This window comes from Serratia sp. 3ACOL1, from assembly GCF_003668775.1.
Classification (GTDB): domain Bacteria; phylum Pseudomonadota; class Gammaproteobacteria; order Enterobacterales; family Enterobacteriaceae; genus Chania; species Chania fonticola.
The window spans coordinates 5797945-5816171 of the sequence record NZ_CP033055.1 but is presented as its reverse complement, the minus strand read 5'-3'; the positions used below and the strand labels follow the sequence as shown (position 1 = coordinate 5816171).

General features: G+C 54.3%; 17 protein-coding genes. 8 read left to right on the top strand and 9 right to left on the bottom strand.

The features are described 5' to 3' along the window. Nucleotides 1–65: 65 nt before the first annotated feature. On the bottom strand, nucleotides 66–953 hold the full coding sequence (locus tag D9980_RS26335) for a pirin family protein (protein ID WP_024483887.1): 888 nt from the start codon (nucleotides 951–953) through the stop codon (nucleotides 66–68). A gap of 125 nt (nucleotides 954–1078) precedes the next feature. Here D9980_RS26335 and D9980_RS26330 point away from each other — a divergent pair, with 125 nt between their 5' ends. Beyond that, complete coding sequence (locus tag D9980_RS26330) at nucleotides 1079–1987, top strand: LysR family transcriptional regulator (RefSeq protein WP_121608896.1); 909 nt, start codon at nucleotides 1079–1081, stop codon at nucleotides 1985–1987. Here the strand turns inward: D9980_RS26330 and D9980_RS26325 are convergent, their stop codons facing one another. Then, entirely contained in the window at nucleotides 1988–2371 is a 384-nt protein-coding gene (locus D9980_RS26325) for a VOC family protein (protein WP_121608895.1), read from the bottom strand. It abuts the gene before it with no gap. Nucleotides 2372–2373: 2 nt separating this feature from the next. Further along, nucleotides 2374–3156, bottom strand: a complete 783-nt coding sequence (locus tag D9980_RS26320) for a DeoR/GlpR family DNA-binding transcription regulator (protein WP_121608894.1) — start codon at nucleotides 3154–3156, stop codon at nucleotides 2374–2376. 359 nt (nucleotides 3157–3515) lie between these two features. On the opposite strand from D9980_RS26320, the gene D9980_RS26315 reads away from it, so the two are divergent. Next, on the top strand, nucleotides 3516–4121 hold the full coding sequence (locus tag D9980_RS26315; RefSeq protein ID WP_121608893.1) for a hypothetical protein: 606 nt from the start codon (nucleotides 3516–3518) through the stop codon (nucleotides 4119–4121). Nucleotides 4122–4136: 15 nt separating this feature from the next. On the opposite strand, the gene D9980_RS26310 is transcribed toward D9980_RS26315, so the two are convergent. The 3 genes from D9980_RS26310 to pagP all read right to left on the bottom strand — a co-directional run bounded on the left by D9980_RS26310 (nucleotide 4137) and on the right by pagP (nucleotide 5658). Next, nucleotides 4137–4397: a DUF333 domain-containing protein gene (locus D9980_RS26310; protein WP_024483882.1), complete on the bottom strand. Its 261-nt coding sequence runs from the start codon at nucleotides 4395–4397 to the stop codon at nucleotides 4137–4139. A 51-nt stretch (nucleotides 4398–4448) separates the two neighbouring features. After that, nucleotides 4449–4940 (bottom strand): DUF2501 domain-containing protein, encoded by a 492-nt coding sequence (locus D9980_RS26305; protein WP_121608892.1) that lies wholly within the window; start codon nucleotides 4938–4940, stop codon nucleotides 4449–4451. 127 nt (nucleotides 4941–5067) lie between these two features. Next, nucleotides 5068–5658: a lipid IV(A) palmitoyltransferase PagP gene (gene pagP, locus D9980_RS26300; protein ID WP_121608891.1), complete on the bottom strand. Its 591-nt coding sequence runs from the start codon at nucleotides 5656–5658 to the stop codon at nucleotides 5068–5070. A 246-nt stretch (nucleotides 5659–5904) separates the two neighbouring features. Between pagP and D9980_RS26295 the strand changes: the two genes are divergently transcribed. The 4 genes from D9980_RS26295 to D9980_RS26280 all read left to right on the top strand — a co-directional run bounded on the left by D9980_RS26295 (nucleotide 5905) and on the right by D9980_RS26280 (nucleotide 11015). Then, nucleotides 5905–6612: a DUF554 domain-containing protein gene (locus tag D9980_RS26295; RefSeq protein WP_071683057.1), complete on the top strand. Its 708-nt coding sequence runs from the start codon at nucleotides 5905–5907 to the stop codon at nucleotides 6610–6612. Nucleotides 6613–7001: 389 nt separating this feature from the next. After that, nucleotides 7002–8681 (top strand): alpha-keto acid decarboxylase family protein, encoded by a 1680-nt coding sequence (locus D9980_RS26290; protein ID WP_121608890.1) that lies wholly within the window; start codon nucleotides 7002–7004, stop codon nucleotides 8679–8681. A 126-nt stretch (nucleotides 8682–8807) separates the two neighbouring features. Then, complete coding sequence (gene tehB, locus D9980_RS26285; RefSeq protein ID WP_121608889.1) at nucleotides 8808–9410, top strand: tellurite resistance methyltransferase TehB; 603 nt, start codon at nucleotides 8808–8810, stop codon at nucleotides 9408–9410. 111 nt (nucleotides 9411–9521) lie between these two features. Continuing rightward, the gene (locus tag D9980_RS26280) at nucleotides 9522–11015 is read left to right on the top strand and encodes an aldehyde dehydrogenase family protein (protein ID WP_121608888.1); all 1494 of its coding nucleotides are present in this window, start codon (nucleotides 9522–9524) and stop codon (nucleotides 11013–11015) included. Between the two features lie 443 nt (nucleotides 11016–11458). On the opposite strand, the gene tynA is transcribed toward D9980_RS26280, so the two are convergent. The 3 genes from tynA to D9980_RS26805 all read right to left on the bottom strand — a co-directional run bounded on the left by tynA (nucleotide 11459) and on the right by D9980_RS26805 (nucleotide 15324). Further along, nucleotides 11459–13750 (bottom strand): primary-amine oxidase, encoded by a 2292-nt coding sequence (gene tynA, locus D9980_RS26275; protein ID WP_121609095.1) that lies wholly within the window; start codon nucleotides 13748–13750, stop codon nucleotides 11459–11461. Nucleotides 13751–13917: 167 nt separating this feature from the next. Next, entirely contained in the window at nucleotides 13918–14832 is a 915-nt protein-coding gene (gene feaR / locus D9980_RS26270; protein WP_121608887.1) for a transcriptional regulator FeaR, read from the bottom strand. Nucleotides 14833–15126: 294 nt separating this feature from the next. Continuing rightward, complete coding sequence (locus D9980_RS26805; protein ID WP_021805545.1) at nucleotides 15127–15324, bottom strand: DUF4762 family protein; 198 nt, start codon at nucleotides 15322–15324, stop codon at nucleotides 15127–15129. Nucleotides 15325–15771: 447 nt separating this feature from the next. Here D9980_RS26805 and D9980_RS26260 point away from each other — a divergent pair, with 447 nt between their 5' ends. Beyond that, nucleotides 15772–16143, top strand: coding sequence for a VOC family protein (locus tag D9980_RS26260; protein WP_121608885.1), 372 nt, complete (start codon nucleotides 15772–15774; stop codon nucleotides 16141–16143). Nucleotides 16144–16948: 805 nt separating this feature from the next. Further along, nucleotides 16949–18178, top strand: coding sequence for an alanine racemase (gene alr / locus D9980_RS26255; protein WP_121608884.1), 1230 nt, complete (start codon nucleotides 16949–16951; stop codon nucleotides 18176–18178). Nucleotides 18179–18227 lie beyond the last annotated feature (49 nt).

Here is an 18227-nt window from a genome sequence, read left to right as displayed (position 1 = left end):
ATACAGAGGTTGTCTTGCAATATGCGCCCGATACGGAGCTCGTTTTCCGTACCGGGACACAGAGGTTATTGATTGCTGCCTGCGGTAGTCAGCGGCATCGCGCCAAACTGACCGCTGTTGAAATCACGGAAAGCCTGTTGGATCTCCGCCTCGCTGTTCATCACGAAGGGGCCGTAACCGACGATAGGCTCATCGATAGGCTCACCACTCAGCACCAGCAAGCTGACGTCACCATTTGCCTCAAGGGTGATGGAGTCACCAGCGCGATCCAGCAGCACCATTTGCGTTTCCCGCACAATCTGCTCGCCGTTGACCAGAATCGCCCCATGCAGCATGACCACGGCCAGCGTATGCCCTTCCTCCACCTGCAAGGTGGTGGTATGCCCGGCGTTCAGCTTCATATCCCACACGTTGATCGGGCTGAAGGTACGCGCTGGGCCAGCATGACCGCCGTAGTTCCCGGCAATCACCCTGACCTGCCCGGCGTTATCCGCCAGAGGCACGACAGGAATATCCTGGTTGAGCAAAGTCTGGTAACCCGGCGCCGCCATTTTGTCTTTGGCTGGCAGGTTGACCCAAAGTTGCACCATTTCTATGGTGCCCCCTTTCTGCGAAAAGTCTTTGGAATGAAACTCTTCGTGCAAGATGCCCGACGCTGCCGTCATCCACTGCACATCGCCAGGGCCGATCACCCCACCGCTGCCGGTGGAATCGCGATGCTCTACTTCGCCCTGATAGACGATGGTGACCGTTTCAAACCCGCGATGGGGATGCTGCCCCACGCCACGTCGGCCACTGTGCGAACGGAATTTGGTTGGCGCAGCGTGATCCAGCAGCAGGAACGGGCTCATCTCTGCACCCAGCTCGTTATACGAGAACAGGGAATTCACCAGAAAACCGTTGCCGACCCAGTGAGCTTCAGGGCTGTTATAAACACCAAGGATCTTTTTCATCTTAAACTCCTGTTGCAGGCCTCGCGGCCTAACGTTGATGACAGAAGTTTAGTCCAAGGCGATTTGCAGCAGTAGTCGGCAAGATATACACTCAGTGTTCTATCAATAGAACGATAAGGGCACCGATGCAGACAGACCTGAACGATCTGTATTTCTTCGCCAGCGTGGTAGACCATCAGGGATTTGCCTCGGCAGGGCGTGCGCTGGGCATTCCTAAATCGAAGCTCAGCCGCCGCGTGGCGCAGTTGGAAGAACGGCTCGGCGTACGCCTGATCCAGCGTTCAACCCGGCGTTTCTCGGTGACCGATTTAGGGCAAAGCTATTATGTGCACTGCAAGGCGATGCTGGTTGAGGCCGAAGCGGCACAGCAGGCGATCGAACAGACACGGGCGGAGCCTTGCGGCACGGTACGCATGTCTTGCCCAGTGGCGATGTTGCATACGCGTATCGGTAGTATGGTGGCCAGGTTTATGGCGGATTATCCACAGGTGACGGTGCACCTGGAGGCAACCAACCGCCGGGTCGATGTGGTGGGTGAAGGGTTGGATCTGGCGGTTCGCGTCAGGCCACCGCCGTTAGAAGACAGCGACCTGGTATTGAAAATCCTGGCTCAGCGCAGCTGGTGCATCGCAGCAAGCCCGGCATTGGTACGCACCATCGGCGCTATCGATTCGCCTGCTGGGTTACAGCACTACCCAACGCTCGATCTCGGCCCGGCCAGAACGCAGCATCAATGGCAACTCAGCGGCCCGGAGGGGCAGACGTTCCAGTGGGAGCATCAGCCCAGACTGGTCACCGACGATATGCTGATGCTGCGTACTGCGGCAATTGCCGGGGCCGGTATCGTTCAACTACCGACCATGATGATGCACGACGAGATCCTGCGGGGCGATCTGGTACAGCTGCTGCCCGGCTGGCAACCTCAGGGTGGCGTGATCCACATTGTCTATCCCTCACGCCGTGGCATGCTGCCAGCGGTACGGCTGCTGATAGATTTTCTGGCTCAGCAGTTTGCCGCCCTGGAGGAAGCGTGATCAGGCGGTGATTTCGATCGCGTTGCCGTCTGGATCGCGAATGATGGCCTCATAAAAGCCATCGCCGGTCCAGCGCGGTGCCGCCTGCAAAATCCCCTCTTGCTTGGCCCGCAGTGCCAGTTCATCCACCAACGCCTCGCTACCGAGCGACAGCGCAATATGGGCCCAACCCACGCGTTCCTCCCCTTTCCCCCCCGGCAATAGGCCAGGAACGCACATGATCTCCAGCGCGGGGCCATCCGCCAGTTGAACAAAGCGCGAGATAAAGCCTGGGCGATTCTTGCTCACATACTCCTCCCCCGCTACGCCATTGAAATAGCGCTGCCAGAAGCCGACCTGAGCCTCAATATCCTGTGTCCATAGGGCAACATGGGCGATTTTCATCCTCACTCTCCATCATCTGCGGGAATATACAGCACGTTGCCACCGCTGAGAGTGACCTGCTGTTCGAGTTGCGTATGGCCGCCACGGGCAATCACCAGATAATCGACCTGGCTGGCGGGCATTAGCGTATAAGGCGCGTAGGTATTGAACTTGTCACGAGTACACAGCACCGCGACGTTGCCAGCGCGTGCCAGCATCTGCGTCTTGAACTGCGCCTCCTGATAGCGCAGCGCGGTAAAGCCACTGTCGGGATCGTAAGCACAGACGCCGGTGAAGGCGATGTCGAAACGAAACGAGGCAATCTCGGCCAATGCCTTGGCATCGACGCTGCCGCCAATTTCTGCATCTACCTCACCGCCTATCAAAATAGTACGGATCCCAGGGCGTTCCAGCAGGCGGCTGGCTACGCTTAGCGCATTGGTCACCACGGTGAGTTGCCGATCGCGGGGCAGCAGATCGGCCAGGTAAAGATAGGTGCTACCCGCATCGAGAAAGATCACCTGCCCGCTCTGGATCAGAGGCAAGGCTGCCTGGGCCAGCCGATGCTTTTCATCGCCACTAATCTCAACCCGTTCGGCCAAATAGCCACCGGCAGGCGTGAGCGCCAACGCACCACCATAGATCCGTTTGCACAGGTTTTGCGCCGCGAGTTGGCGCAGATCGCGGCGGATGGTGGCCTCAGTGGTATGCAGCTGCGCCGCCATTTCGATCGCCAGCACTCGCCCCTGCTGTTGCAAGGTGGCAAGGATGGCCTGGTGGCGCTCATTGGGCAGCAGTTTTGACATTCTGAAGGTCCGGCGAAGTGACAATGAACAATAATGTACACAAACGTATAAAACCGTACAAATACTTTGTCTAAAAAGAAGATGGCTAACAACCCCCACCCGCTCAAAACGTAGGTGTTGTAAAACGGGCGCAGCATGCAGCGCCCCTACGTTTTGAGCCCAATCGTTGGTGTTACAGATCGCCTCCATACCCGACGACATTGCCATCAATCTGAGAAAAAGCGCTTTTGGCGATTTTCGCCATCAGGATGTTGGCTATACTGGAAAAAGTTACGTTAACGCAGACGTAACGCTCTGATTAAACACCCATTGAAAGGCAAGTTGCGGCTTGAAAGACAGGCGGCCATAAAGGAAAAACAATGCTATTGAGAGTTGCAAGCTGGCTGTTTCAACTGCCGGGCAGACTATTGGCACCGATCTTCCGCAATCGACTGACCCTATTGATCTTCTTTATGCTGCTTGCTGCCGGGGTTTTTCTGGCTAAACGCCACTTGAGTGAAGGAGTACAGGAGGAGAGTTTTACCCTTGCCGCACCACAGAATTACGTGATCCAGCGGGAAGCCCCGTTACGAGAGGCTCGCCAACACTGCGTTGGGCCGCTGTCCGACAATCAGGGCAGCCCGTGGCCCGCTTCGGCAGGTTATCTGCATGAGCCAGATTGGCAAGCAGGCAGCAAATTGCAGACGTTGGCGCTGGATAATCAGCACAATGAATTTGCCGTGTTGGTCAAACTAGAGAACACCAGCAAGCAACTGCTGGCCGAGGTGTTCCTCCCCGCCGCCAGCAGCTTCAATATCAAGCTGGAGCCCAACGGCCGCTATGTGATGAAGGTGAAAAACATCCACAGCGGTTGTAGCTTCCGTACGGCTCTCTCGGTAGCAGATCGGCCCGATGACAGGCTGCCATTAACCTTTTCAGAGGAGGGGCCAGATCAATATCATCCAATCAGTGATAGAGATTTCTAGCGCCGTCCTAGCGGGTTATTTTTTCACTGGGTGGTCGCGGCGGAACAGCTCCCAGCTTTCAATCTCTTGCCCATCAGGCAAGGTGCAGGTGGAATACTGCCCCTGAGCATTCTGCTTGGGGTTAAGCTTGCCGCCAATCTGGCTGCAATACACATCTGCCGGATTTGCCATGCCAATCACCTTTGGCGGCGCAGGCGCATCATCATTGGTTTTCACCGTACACCCCTGTAACAAAGCCACACTAGCGAAAAGAGAAAGTATCAGCATCTTGTTCATTGAGATTATCTTCACCGTGAGTTGAGTAGGAACATCGCTGCCCCCGGGGGATCAGGAAATAAAGGACATACCCTGTTTCAGCACCAGATCGCAGGCTTTCAGCTTCACCTTCTCGGTGATTTGCGAGGTGCCAAGGCTATTGAGATCCAGCGTGTTGCCCTTGCCGGTATTTAACAGGCCACCCAGACCTTGCTGATAATCTTCACTGTTGGCATTGGCCGTGCTGGTGATGCCCAGTTTATTCAGCAGTTGGTCTTTCACCGCTTCGGTGCCGTTCGCCGATAGAACGTTATTCTGCACGCAGTACTGCAAGATCCCTGCGGCGTTGGTCATGCTAGAGGAGCTCAACGCTTTATCACCGCCGTTGAGTAATCCGCTAAGCGAAGACAGCGACATGCCGCCGTTGCTGGTGCTGCCACCCGATTTGCTCAGTTCTGTGGCGGCACTGCTGAGGGAGTCCATCAACCCGGCGGCCTGGGCACTGCCCGTAGCCATTACCGTGGTCAAGCTCAGGGCCAACAATAAGCGATGTTTGGTATTCATAACGGCAAGACTCCTTTAACTGCAAAATGACGGCGCAATTAACACCACGCTTAGCTCGGACGCCGTGCCAACCGACAAGTTCCGTTTATTCGGGCTGCCGCGCATTTTTCAGAATTTCGGCAAGTCATCAGAACTGCCAGCGTAACCAGCCGAAGAACACGTTACCGTTGTTGTAGGTACCCGGAATATAGGTGGCCTGGAAGGTCAGTTGCTTATAACCGATTGACGCCAACGGCAGCGGCGCGGGGATCGGGATATATTTCCAGTTGTCGCGAGCGGTCACGCTGGCGGTAAACCCAAGCCCCAGACGGAAATCCTCCCCTTCAATCGGCCGCCAGATCTTCTCATAGGCATAACCGCCGATCGGCTCCCACTTGTTGTAAGAGTCCTTGAACGCCATCAGGTAGATCGCGTGCCAATCACCATCGGCATCAAACCGTGAGATGCCATAGCCAGCCCCCCAAGGGCGCTCGTTATACTCGTCGGTCTTTTCCTTGTCGTAGGTCCAGCGGTTGTGCCAGGTGATCGTCGGGAGATAGAGCTCCTTATTAGGCGAGTTGTTCCAGGTTTCCGCCACGTTGCCGGTAAAACGCCCCCACCAGCCTGGCTCTTCAGCGTGCGCGACATTGCTATTTTCCGCACTAACTTCGGCGTAGGAAGGCAGTGCAGGAAATATCAACGCCAACCCCCCGGCTAACAAGATCCTTTTAACCACCATTTCACAACTCCTGTAAAAATAAAGCCGGGGATTCTTACCGATCGTCCTATCCTGAGCAAGCCGTATCTCACTGGCCCGATGCTTTTATCGCCCCTCGTTGAGAGACGGTTAAGTTTGGTGCCCATCGGCGTACGCACCCAAGTTATGCGCCTGTACACGCATTGTCTGTCAGAAAACTCCGGTTATCCTGCTTGCACCTCAACGACTTATGGAGGAACCTTAGGTTTTATTTGCCGAGGGATAGGTATGGTTATTGGTCCATTTATTAATGGTGCAGCAATATTGGCCGGGGGTATTGCAGGGGCAATGTTGGGTCATAGGCTGCCGGAGCGGGTGCGCCTGGCATTGCCAATGACTTTTGGTATTACCTCGATGGGGATGGGCGTAGTGCTGATCGGCAAGGTAGCACATATGCCGGTGATGGTATTGGCACTGGTGCTGGGAGCACTGCTTGGCGAGCTTTGCTACATTGAACGGGGCATTAGCCGCATCGCAGGCTGGGCCCGTAATCTGATGTCCCCCAAAGGCGCTGTCAGAGAGGACCAGAAAGAGTTTCTGGAGGCATATGTCGCCATTATCGTGCTGTTCTGCGCCAGCGGCACCGGCATCTTTGGCTCGATGCACGAAGGGATGACCGGGGATGCCAGCGTGCTGATCGCCAAATCTTTCCTCGATCTGTTCACCGCGCTGATTTTTGCTTCCACGCTTGGCCTAGCCGTGGCGCTGATCGCCGTCCCGCAGTTGGTCATCCAGTTAGCGCTGGCGTTTGGCGCCGTGTTCATTTTGCCGCTGACCACACCGGCGATGCAGGCCGATTTCTCTGCCGTTGGCGGGTTAATGATGTTGGCCACCGGCTTGCGCATTTGTGGTATCAAGCTGTTCCCGGTAGCCAATATGCTGCCAGCCTTGGTGTTGGCGATGCCAATTTCGGCGGCCTGGATCATGTTCTTCTGAGCGCCACTCTTCGACTCTAAATTATCGTCCTCCTGGCGTAGCGAAAAATTGACGCCCAGCCAGGAGAGAAGTGAAGATGGCGGAAAGTACCCGTCTGGCTTTTCGCTTCTGCCCTTGCCGCAATTTCCAGCGGCCATCAATGCAAGAAAAGTACCGCCCCTTGCGAAAACCGCTGCTGCTACCCCTTTTGGGTCGTAAACTCCTTGATACGATAGGCAATCCTTCCCCCAAACCCGCTCAGCTTGAACAAGCCGCCACTTTCACCAACTGTTAATGCTGACGCCCTACAAGCGACTCGCATTTTCAACGATTAACCACGCGACATCGCCAGCCGTTCCCTGCTGCGCGCGGTTAAATAACAATAAATTGACGTGAATGTGGAGCAATCAATGAGGATCACCATAGGTTCATTCATCCTGCAACAGCTGCGCGCCCTGAAAGTGGATCGCATCTACGGCGTGCCCGGCGATTACAACCTGGCGCTACTGGAAACCATCGAGCATGACCAAGAGTGCGAATTCATTGGCAACTGTAACGAGCTGAACGCCGCTTACGCCGCCGACGGCTATGCCCGCCTCAAAGGCGCCGGGGCGTTGATCACCACCTATGGCGTGGGCGATCTGGCGGCCCTTTCCGGCATTGCCGGAGCCTATGCGGAATCGTCCCCGGTGATTTGCATTGCGGGTACGCCACCGCTGCACGCCATGCAGGGCAATGCGCTGCTGCACCACTCCCTGGCAGACGGCAATTTTGATAACGTGATGAACTGTTTCCGGCAGTTCACCGTGGCGCAGGCGCTCATCACCCCGGAAAATGCCGCCACGGAGATCCCGCGAGTCATCGCCTGCGCCTGGCAACGCAAAAAACCGGTTTACCTGCAGCTCCCTTCAGACATTTGTGAAGTGGAAATTGAGGTTGCCGATAATCCCGCCCCGTATCGCTTGCCAAGCAGCGATGCCAGCCATCTTCAGCTTGCCAGCGCAGCCCTGCTCGAACGAATTAGCCGTGCTAAACGGCCAATCATCCTGATCGATCAGATGGTCGAACGATATCAACTTCAAACGCAGGTGTTAACGCTGGCGGATAAATTCGCCATCCCGTTGACCAATATGCCCACGGCAAAATGTGCGATCTCAGAGAACACGCCGGGCTGGCAAGGCGGCTACAACGGCGATCTGTCTCGCCCCGAGTTGTTTGAGCTGATGGCCCAGTCAGATTGCATCCTCAGCTTTGGCGTACGCCTGGTGGATTCCACCACCGGCTATTTCAGCCAGCAGATCCCAGAGCAGTCGGTGGTGGATATTCAGCCGTTTTCGCTGAAGCTGGATAACGTTTCCTACCCTGCGGTAACGGCAAGCGAGCTGCTGCAAGCTCTACTGGAGAAAGCTCCAGCCACCAGCCAGCCGCCGCTGAAGCCACTATCCGGACCGCAGCAAAAACTGGCGCAGCCAAGCAGCGAACCGCTCTATCAGGACTATTTCTGGCAGCGGATACGGCACTTTATTCAGGCGGATGACGTGCTGGTCGTTGAAAATGGCACCTCTGGTGCAGCGATCGGCGGCATGCGAATGCCAAACGGCATTACCGTGGTCAACCAACCGATTTGGGGATCGATCGGCTATACCTTACCGGCATTGCTCGGCACGATGATGGCCGCGCCCCAACGGCGGCAGTTGCTGTTTATTGGTGATGGCTCCTTCCAGCTCACCGCCCAGGAGCTCTCAACGCTGTTACGCCATGAGCAAAAGCCGATCGTCTTTCTGATCAATAACGACGGTTACACCATTGAGCGCTATATCCTTGGCGAAACGTCGTCTTATAACGATATCGGCTCGTGGGATTACGCCAAACTCCCGGCGGTGCTAAGCCCGCAGACTCAGGCGTTTTGCGTCGCGGTAGCAACCAGCCAACAGCTGGAGATGGCACTGGAGCAGGCTTCGCGTCAGGACCAGTTGGCGTTTATCGAGGTGAAATTGCCGATGATGGATTCCCCACCGGCGATGAAAGAGTTCTGCCGCCGCTGCAACAGCTTTAACTTTGGGCTGCACAATCCAAGGCGCATTGCCTGATAAAACCAGGGCCTGGCGCAGGGATACCGCCAGGCCAAACTGAACGGGTATACTGTGCTCCTCTCAACGGCTAGGCAAAAGGCCATTAAAGATGTATTTTATATACATCAAATATAGAGGAACATCATGATGGATCAGCAGACCACCCTGCCAGAAAACTACTACACCCAAAAATACTCCCTGACGGCCACCCATTCCGAAGTCCTTGAGGCCGCCAAACTGATCGCGCCCGGCAAGACGCTGGATCTGGGCTGCGGCAGCGGCCGCAATTCGCTGTATCTCAACCTGAAAGGCTTTGATGTTACCGCCTGGGACAAAAACGCTGCGTCGATCGCCGCAATAAACCAGATCATAGCCACCGAGCAGCTTTCACACATCAGCGCCAGCGAGCAGGATCTCAATACTCATCGCTTTAGCGGCCAGTACGACTTTATCTTGTCTACCGTGGTGTTTATGTTCCTGGATCGCCAGCAGATCCCACACATCGTGCGCAATATGCAAGACAGCACGGTTAAAGGAGGCTACAACCTGATCGTCGCGGCCATGGATACGCCAGATTACCCCTGCACGGTGCCCTTCTCATTCACCTTCAAACCGGATGAGTTAGCCGATTATTATCAGGATTGGGACATCATCAAATATAACGAGAACCCCGGCGAGCTGCACCGCGTAGATGCCGAGGGCAACCGCATCAAACTGCGTTTCGCCACCTTGCTGGCGCGTAAATAGTCCGCAAGTGTCACGCAGTACAAACCAAATGTCAGGCAGATGAAAACCGCATTGGGCATAACGCTATAGACTGTTAAGGGTAACGATCCGTTTATTCCCTTAGGAGGGCGTATGCCTAATGTGACCATACTGGACAGCGTAGTCCGTTTCCTCGATCGTCAGCACGGCCTGTATATCAACGGCCAGTGGCAAACCTCCCAGGCCGAATCGCGGCTGGCGGTCTATAACCCTGCTGACGGCAAACAGATCTCCTGCACCGCCGATGCCAACGCCGCCGACGTGGAACTGGCCGTCATCTCAGCCCATCAGGCCTTTACCGCTGGCGTTTGGGCACAGCGCCTACCCGCCGAACGTGAGCGCATTTTACTGCGCTTCGCCGATCTGGTTGAGCAACACGCCGAGGAGCTGGCCCAGTTGGAAACCCTGGAACAGGGGAAATCCATCAACATCTCCCGCGCCTTTGAAGTGGGCTGCACGCTGAACTGGATGCGCTATACCGCCGGGCTGACCACCAAGATCGTCGGCCAAACCCTGGATGTCTCCATTCCGATGCCGCCGGGAGCCAAATATCAGGTCTATACCCGCAAGGAGCCGATCGGCGTAGTGGCCGGGATTGTCCCCTGGAACTTCCCGCTGCTGATTGGCATGTGGAAGGTAATGCCAGCGCTGGCCGCAGGCTGTTCCATCGTCATCAAACCGTCTGAAACGACGCCTCTTACCCTGCTGCGTATAGCGGAACTGGCAAGCGAAGCTGGTGTGCCACCGGGCGTGTTTAACGTGGTGACCGGCAAGGGAGCGGTCTGCGGTAAGGCGCTGACGGAACATCCGCTGATCGCCAAAGTGAGTTTTACTGGCTCCACGCCAGTGGGGAAAGGGATCGCACGCGCGGCGGCGGATCGGTTGACCCGCGTCACGTTAGAACTGGGCGGTAAAAACCCGGCCATTGTGCTGAAAGATGCCGATCTGCAACAGGTGATCGAAGGGTTGATGGCCGGCAGCTTCCTCAACCAGGGGCAGGTCTGCGCCGCCAGCTCACGTATCTATATCGAAGCACCGATTTACGATCGACTGGTCGCCGGTTTTGAGCAGGCGGTGAAGTCGCTTTCTGTCGGGCCGGGGATGGATGGCAACGCCCAGATCAACCCGCTGGTGTCCAAAGAGCACCGCAACAAGGTGGCCGCCTATCTGGATGATGCCCGCAACAAACACGCCGAGTTGATCACCGGTGCCGCCGGGCCTGATTTACAAGGCTTCTATATTCCCCCAACGCTGGTGATCAATCCCGATGACAGCCTGAACCTGGCGCGGGAAGAAGTGTTTGGCCCGGTCGTCAACCTGATCCGCGTAGCGGATGCCGAGGAGGCGCTGCAGAAGGCCAACGATACCGACTATGGCCTGACGGCCAGCCTGTGGACCACCAGCCTGCAAGCGGCGATGGCTTATACGCCACGCATTCAGGCGGGCACGGTGTGGGTCAACACTCATACGTTAATCGACGCCAACATGCCGTTTGGCGGCTTCAAGCAGTCTGGCAGCGGCCGTGATTTCGGCCCGGACTGGTTGGATGCTTATACCGAGTCCAAATCGGTGTGTATTCGTTACTAACCGCACTTCATCCGTTAAATAGTCAGGGGGCGAATTCTCATTCGCCCCCTGTGTTATTAGCTGTCACCCGATATCGCTGCTCCCCTCACCCCAACCCTCTCCCACAGGGAGAGGGAGCTGGTACGGAGTTAGGCTCAGATGCAGGAGTCGTTCTTTGGCATACTGCTGACAAACGCCAACAGAACCAAACCGTAGGGGCGCTGCATGTGAACTGACCCCAAGAAGTTGGACGGTTTAAAATTAAGCAACCATCAAGGCCTGCGTTCTGTACTCCACAGGGAGAGGGAGCTGGTACGGAGTTAGGCTCAGGTGCAGGAGTCGTTCTTTGGCATACTGCTGACAAACGCCAACAGAACCAAACCGTAGGGGCGCTGCATGCTGCGCCCGTCTGGATAATCAATAGATTGCCGGAGCCCGCTGCTCCTCTACTCCTTCAATCTGGCTTACTGCTGCTTTTGCCCGTTCAGATTCAGCGTTGGCGTTTCATCGAAGAAGTTCCACGGTTTGAGCAAGGCGTGCACCCACTCGGTTGGCATAATCGGCCACTCTTCCGCTCGCGCCACATGGGTGGTGCCGGTGGTGAGCCAGACCACGTCGTCGGTGTTGTCTATCGGCTGATTGTCCGCCGTGTACTGGCCCAGCCCGGTATCGTGGATCGAGCGATTCGGGTATTTGCCTTCCGGATAGCGTTCATTCGGGTTATAGCGGGTCACCCACAGTTGCCGATCCATAAAGCTCAGACGGTGGTAAATCCATTCGTCCTTGCCAAAATTGGCCCCCTTGGCGATCGGGTGCGTACCGCCCGCATACGGGATCACCTGATAGGAAACCGGGTTACCCATCTTGTTCAACCGGTTCGGGTTGCTCAGCAAGCGGATGGTGGAAGGATCGAATTTCTGTGCCGCCTGCTGTTCGGTAGTAACTTTCACCTGATCGACCTGCATGGTGCTGGTGCGCGGGCCGCCCCGATCGTTAGGCTTCACATCCGGGTTCAACTCTACCAGGCTGTTATTTTCGCCATCCACATCCATATCCAGCCGGAAGTTGTAAATGTGCTGATGGGTGGTGCCCACAATGTTGTGATCGATCAGCGTGCCGTATTGCGTATCCTGCTTGGCCGTCGGATCCTGCATGGTTCTGGCTTTCACCCCTTTCACCGCTTCGATACCCGTTGCCCCAGCGTCGATACCAATAGTGCCGTTCTGGTGGAAAACCCAGTCGAAGATGTAATCGTAGTTGCCCACCGTACTGATCCAGCGCACCACCAGTTCGCGACGCTCGGTGCTGATATTCGGCTGCCCCATTTCCTGATGCTTGTACTCCGGCCCGGCGTAACGCTCAAAGATGGCGATGGCCCGTGGAATAGCGGTCGGCTTGCCGGTGTAATCGGCGATGGTTTCATCCAGCAACACCGCATTTTGCGGTGCATCTTTGCCAAGAGCAATCGGTGAGGTAAGCGTGCCCATGCCGTAATCCCCGGCATCCAGATAGGCTTTGAAATACCAGCCCACGTCCGGATCGCCATAAGGCACGATCATGCCGCCCAGCGCCCCTTCATACATCACCTTGCGCTTACGGCCATTATCGTTATAGGTCACGGTTGAAATCACCGGCCCGACGCGGGAATTCAGATGCAGGTGGAAATCCCAGTTCTGCCAGTGGATGGTGTTACCGGTGATGGTGTAGTTTTTGCCTTCCGGCTCAATGATATCCAACGGTTTGATTTTCGGGGCCTTACGATCGCGTCCGTCATACGGCGTTGGCTTCATCGGCACCGGGATCACCGGCCCCTCTTCAATTTTGATGATTTTCTTCTGTTCGAGGTCGACCACCGCCACCAGGTTTTCGATCGGATGAGCCCAATAGTTGCCATCGCCAACATCGAGATAGCTGACCACTTTCAGCAGGCGTTGGTCCTGCTGCAGGCCATCTTTGCCGTCAAAAAAGCCAACGGTCAGCGGCGTGGTGATCACTTTGCTCGGGTCCACAACGCCATGTTTCTTCAGGGCTTCGGCATACTCTTTACTGCCGTTGATAATGCTCTGAACGCTGGCGAAGTCATCCAGCAGCACCATTCCCTGAGCGTCTTTGATCGGCTGCCAGGACAGCACTTTTTTCTGTTGCAGATCGACCACGGTTTCAATCACGTGTACCCCGTCGAGCAGCGTGATGTCGGCCTGCCTGGGTTGCTGTACGTCGCGACCGCCTAGCACGAACTGCCAGACCTGGCTTTTTTCCGGTTCACGCAGCGAGATTTCGGTAAAGCGCACGTTGTTTTTATACTCCGGGGCCGCCTTGATGATAGCGACCGCCGCGTTAATCTCCGCCGCACTCAAGGGATTTAGCGGATGGGCCCGATGTTCCACCGCAAAGGTCTGATCCAGACCGGATTGGAACACCTCGTTGATAAACTCGTCGGACATATAGGCCGTTTTACCCTTGAACACCACCGGCACCTGTAATCTCAGCGGCTTGCCGTTAACGATGGCTTCGCGGCTATCCGGTTTGACCTTCACATAGGCACCATCTTTCACGATAACGAACATGCGGGCGTAGTCATCCCACTGCACGCTGGCACCAAACTCCTCCAGCGTTTTTTGCAGCGGAACCATATGTGCCGCAGCGCCATGTGCCAACGCCGCTGTCTGCCAACCCGCGCCGATCAGCAAGCCTAACGCCAGCGCAATCGCCGCTGGCAGACGTTTGGTTTTGATTGTTGTTGTGTTAGCTACCATCTTTCCCCCGTCACCCATCAAAGAGACATTACCGCCGTTGTTGTTGTGATGAGCCCGTTTTACGGGGCCCCAATTCACCATAGCAACTCTTCACTGGGGATATTTTGTTGTGCTTGCCATCCGATTTGTCACTCCTGACAATCTGCTGGCAAATCATCCAGGCGGGGTTACAGATACTGCTTGCGGTACGCGCTCGGTGAGACGCCAAAACGGGCCTTGAAGGCGGTGGAGAAATGGCTGTGATCGGTAAATCCCCAGTCATAACCAATATTGGCCAGCTTTTGCCGCTCCTTGGCCTGGCGCAAAACCTGGGCGCAGAGATCCAGACGACGGTTTTTAATGTACTGCGCCACCACCAGCCCCTTGCGGGCAAATAGCCGGTATAGACTACGCACGGAGACGCCGATTTCACTGGCAACCCATTCTGGGCGCAACTGTTCGGACTGAATATGCTGATCGATAAACGCCAGAGAACGGGTAAAAATGCGCTCATGGCTATCTTGCCCCTCGTCTTGCTCCATCAAGGCAGGCTGTAACAAGGTGGCCACGGCGTTAAGCACCGCTTCGCTCTCCAGGCGGCTCATCTGCGTATTCTGCATACTGCCCAACACTAACTGCTGGCTGAGTTTAGCCACTGCGTTATCGGCGGCAATACGCCGCGCACAGGGCAGATCGGTAAAACGCAGCTGCTGCTCGAGATAACTACGCGGCAGCAACAGTGATAACTGGCGGGAACCCTGTTGGTAGGTAAAGCTGCTGGGCTGCGCGGCGTCAATCAGGGTGATATCCCCGGCAGACAGCACCGCCTGCCGATCGCCCTGCTCCATAACCGCCTGGCCACGCAGTTGGAATACGGTAAAAAAGTGGCAACCGTCACTTTGCTCTACTTCGCGGCGGGTGCGGTAAAGCCGGGTCTGGGCAGCATCGACTACGCTCAGGCGTAATGCATGGGTGTGGAACTCCTGGATCGCACCGGCAAACCCAGGTGCCAGGGTTTTGGCACAAAACCGGCCACAGGCAGAATTGATTTGGCCTAACCACTGTTCAAAACTGGCATCAGCGAGCAGGGTAGCAACCACCATGATTAACCCCTTGAAACATAAGTAACAAAAGAGAACAGGCTTATCGTACTGAGCAGCATGCCCCGAAAGGTGCAGCTATTTTGGCATCAGCCAGAAAATCAACATAACAAACCGATAACATACGTTCAACATTGTTCAGGGGGTTTGATGCTGGGATCACAAACTACAGATAAAGGATAGCTTTCGTCGCGGGGATAATTGCTATAAATAATCGCAGAAAGAAGAAGAGAATAGGGGGAGAGAAGGAAAGGGACGACACCATCCAGAGTGCCGTACCTTAACGATTACTTGCGATTAAGCACCGCAGCGAGCCAGATCGGCTGGTTCACGAGTCAAAAACTCACCGAACTTGCCTTGGCAGGTGGCAACGCGACGGCAAACGGTCACCGCAGAGGTACCGGTACCTGTGGTTTGACGCTCATAGGTAATAACACAACCAAGTACATAACCACCAATAACATTTGAAACTTCAGATGCGTTTAATTTTTTCATAAATATATCCTTATAGTAATTACCAAAATGAACTTGCACTATTTTTCTAGAAAATAACTTTAATTTGACGAGATATAATCGTCTTAAAGCGAATAAATTATAATAATAGAGTAAATCCACAGTCAACATTAAAGCCTTACCTATCCCACGTTATGGATTAATCTTAATTAAAAATAAGAATAATCCACAATTAAAAACAAAAAATATAAACTCATTATATGATTAATAAAAAAATATCTGGCATAAGATATTACAATATCGGCAACAGGAATAAACCCAGCGGATAAGTTATCATCGCATTAGGCTTTGTTGAATAGCGTTCGCCCTGGTCAGTCCCCAGCAGCAGACCAAATACGAGTTGATTACGTGATCCATGTCACTGTATAAATAAACAGTAGATGTAACATAACCAACCAGGAACAACAATCAATACCACTGGAGAATACCATGAATAAAAATGTCGTTAGCTGGTTTGAAATTTATGTTACTGATATGCCACGAGCAAAGAAATTCTATGAGGCAGTATTCAACACCCAGTTAGAAAAACTGGAAACCGAGGGCATGGAATACCTGATGTTCCCTTACCAAGAAGGTGGCGAAGGGTCTGGCGGCGCACTGGTTAAAATGGCTGGCGTGCCAGTTGGAGCAGGTGGCACCATGGTTTATCTGTCATGTGAGGATTGCGCCGTAGAAGAAAGCCGCATTGTCCCAAACGGCGGTGAAATCCTGAAAGAAAAATTTGCCATCGGCGAAAATGGTTTTATTTCCATCGCCAAAGATAGTGAAGGCAACGTGATTGGCCTGCATTCCATGAAATAATGCTGTCAGGCTATAACAATACGACAATGATGCCCCTCACCCTAACCCTCTCCCAAAGGGAGAGGGGATCAGATCGAGTTCATTGATTGCTCTGCATAATACCTTATTTTTCTTCTTACGCCCTGATGTGGTTCTGAAAATTCGGCGACATACCATGAATGAGGGGGCGATCGAGTTTTCTGAGATTATCTATTTACGTCTAAAAGAGCTGGGACTAACAGCTCCCTCTCCCTGTGGGAGAGGGGATCAGATCGAGTTCATTGATTGCTCTGCATAATACCCAATCTTTCTTCTTCTTACTCCCTGATGTGGTCCTGAAAATTCGGCGACACACCATGAATGAGAAGGCGATCGAGTTTTCTGAGATTATCTATTTACGTCTAAAAGAGCTGGGGCTATCAGCTCCCTCTCCCTGTGGGAGAGGGGATCAGATCGAGTTCATTGATTGCTCTGCATAATATCCTAACTTTCTTCTTACTCTCTGGTGTGGTTCTAAAAATTCGGCGACATACCATGAATGAGGAGGCGATCGAGTTTTCTGAGATTATCTATTTACGTCTAAAAGAGCTGGGACTATCAGCTCCCTCTCCCTGTGGGAGAGGGTTGGGGTGAGGGGAAAACCCAATAGCTACATTTATTACCCGCATCCTTTTCCACCCTTGTAGATTATTAATAAATTTGACAAAAAGTCACTTTTATCATTTATTTAATGCCGCTGATCGCTCAGCCACACCCGCCGTCAAATCAGATAAAAAAACTGACTGAGGCCGATAAAAACTCTTTTTTATTTCACCAGGAAGGGAATATGCCGCTACATTTACGCCATTTAGTCTTAATACCGCTATTAACGTTGGTGGCTTGCCATCAACCCACTGCCACCAACCCCACTCATTCCCTCGCCGCTACGGCTAAAATTTCACCAGCAGTAGTCAGCAATGCCCGGTTGGAAATCTCGCAAAGCGCGCTGGAATATAACACCCACAAGATTCAGCAACTGTTGGGCGATAAAACTACCCTTTGCGCCATTTTGAAAGGCGATGCCTACGGGCATGACCTTTCGCTGGTGGCACCCGTGATGATCAAGAACCACGTGCAGTGTATTGGAGTGGCCAGTAATCAAGAGCTGCAAACCGTGCGCGAACTCGGCTTCAAAGGCCGCCTGATGCGCGTGCGTAATGCCACCGAAGCAGAGATGCGCCAGGCTACCGACTATGACACCGAAGAGCTGATCGGTAATCTGGAAATGGCGAAGCGCCTGGATGCCATTGCCGCCCAGCAGGGCAAAACCCTACGCTTCCATTTGGCACTGAACTCTGGCGGCATGTCACGTAACGGTCTGGAAGTCAGCGAAGCTGCCGGATTGGCTGAAGCCAAGGCTATCTCGGCATTACCTCATCTGAAAATGGTCGGCATTATGTCCCACTATCCTGAGGAAGATGCAGCCGCGGTGCGCAAGGATCTTGCCCGCTTTAAGGTGCAATCCCAGCAGGTGCTAGACATTACCGGGATCAAACGCAGCGACGTGACCTTACACGTTGCCAATACCTTTGCGACCCTCACCGTGCCAGAGTCCTGGCTTGATATGGTGCGCGTTGGCGGGGTGTTTTATGGCGATACCATTGCCAGTAACGACTACAAACGCGTGATGACCTTCAAGTCATCCATCGCGGCACTCAACCATTACCCTAAAGGCAATACCGTCGGTTACGATCGTACCTACACCCTGAAACGCGATTCAGTATTGGCGAACATCCCAGTGGGTTATGCCGACGGTTATCGCCGTGTGTTCAGCAATGCCGGTCATGTACTGATCCAGGGGCAGCGGGTGCCGGTGGTGGGTAAAACCTCGATGAATACCGTGATGGTGGACGTGACCGATGTGAAAGGCGTCACTCCTGGTGATGAGGTGGTGTTCTTCGGCAAGCAGGGTAATGCAGAAATCACCGCCACCGAAGTTGAAGACATTAGCGGGGCGTTATTTACCGAGATGTCGATCCTTTGGGGCGCGACCAATAAGCGTGTTCTGGTGGATTAATTAACTCCCCCAGGCAAAGGCTTGCGCCGTGACCTGGGGGAAATCTATA

Bases quoted from the DNA above. Each gene is read 5' to 3' on its own strand.
- D9980_RS26335 (WP_024483887.1), bottom strand. From the start codon at position 953: ATGAAAAAGATCCTTGGTGTTTATAACAGCCCTGAAGCTCACTGGGTC.
- D9980_RS26330 (WP_121608896.1), top strand. From the start codon at position 1,079: ATGCAGACAGACCTGAACGATCTGTATTTCTTCGCCAGCGTGGTAGAC.
- D9980_RS26325 (WP_121608895.1), bottom strand. From the start codon at position 2,371: ATGAAAATCGCCCATGTTGCCCTATGGACACAGGATATTGAGGCTCAG.
- D9980_RS26320 (WP_121608894.1), bottom strand. From the start codon at position 3,156: ATGTCAAAACTGCTGCCCAATGAGCGCCACCAGGCCATCCTTGCCACC.
- D9980_RS26315 (WP_121608893.1), top strand. From the start codon at position 3,516: ATGCTATTGAGAGTTGCAAGCTGGCTGTTTCAACTGCCGGGCAGACTA.
- D9980_RS26310 (WP_024483882.1), bottom strand. From the start codon at position 4,397: ATGAACAAGATGCTGATACTTTCTCTTTTCGCTAGTGTGGCTTTGTTA.
- D9980_RS26305 (WP_121608892.1), bottom strand. From the start codon at position 4,940: ATGAATACCAAACATCGCTTATTGTTGGCCCTGAGCTTGACCACGGTA.
- pagP (WP_121608891.1), bottom strand. From the start codon at position 5,658: ATGGTGGTTAAAAGGATCTTGTTAGCCGGGGGGTTGGCGTTGATATTT.
- D9980_RS26295 (WP_071683057.1), top strand. From the start codon at position 5,905: ATGGTTATTGGTCCATTTATTAATGGTGCAGCAATATTGGCCGGGGGT.
- D9980_RS26290 (WP_121608890.1), top strand. From the start codon at position 7,002: ATGAGGATCACCATAGGTTCATTCATCCTGCAACAGCTGCGCGCCCTG.
- tehB (WP_121608889.1), top strand. From the start codon at position 8,808: ATGATGGATCAGCAGACCACCCTGCCAGAAAACTACTACACCCAAAAA.
- D9980_RS26280 (WP_121608888.1), top strand. From the start codon at position 9,522: ATGCCTAATGTGACCATACTGGACAGCGTAGTCCGTTTCCTCGATCGT.
- tynA (WP_121609095.1), bottom strand. From the start codon at position 13,750: ATGGTAGCTAACACAACAACAATCAAAACCAAACGTCTGCCAGCGGCG.
- feaR (WP_121608887.1), bottom strand. From the start codon at position 14,832: ATGGTGGTTGCTACCCTGCTCGCTGATGCCAGTTTTGAACAGTGGTTA.
- D9980_RS26805 (WP_021805545.1), bottom strand. From the start codon at position 15,324: ATGAAAAAATTAAACGCATCTGAAGTTTCAAATGTTATTGGTGGTTAT.
- D9980_RS26260 (WP_121608885.1), top strand. From the start codon at position 15,772: ATGAATAAAAATGTCGTTAGCTGGTTTGAAATTTATGTTACTGATATG.
- alr (WP_121608884.1), top strand. From the start codon at position 16,949: ATGCCGCTACATTTACGCCATTTAGTCTTAATACCGCTATTAACGTTG.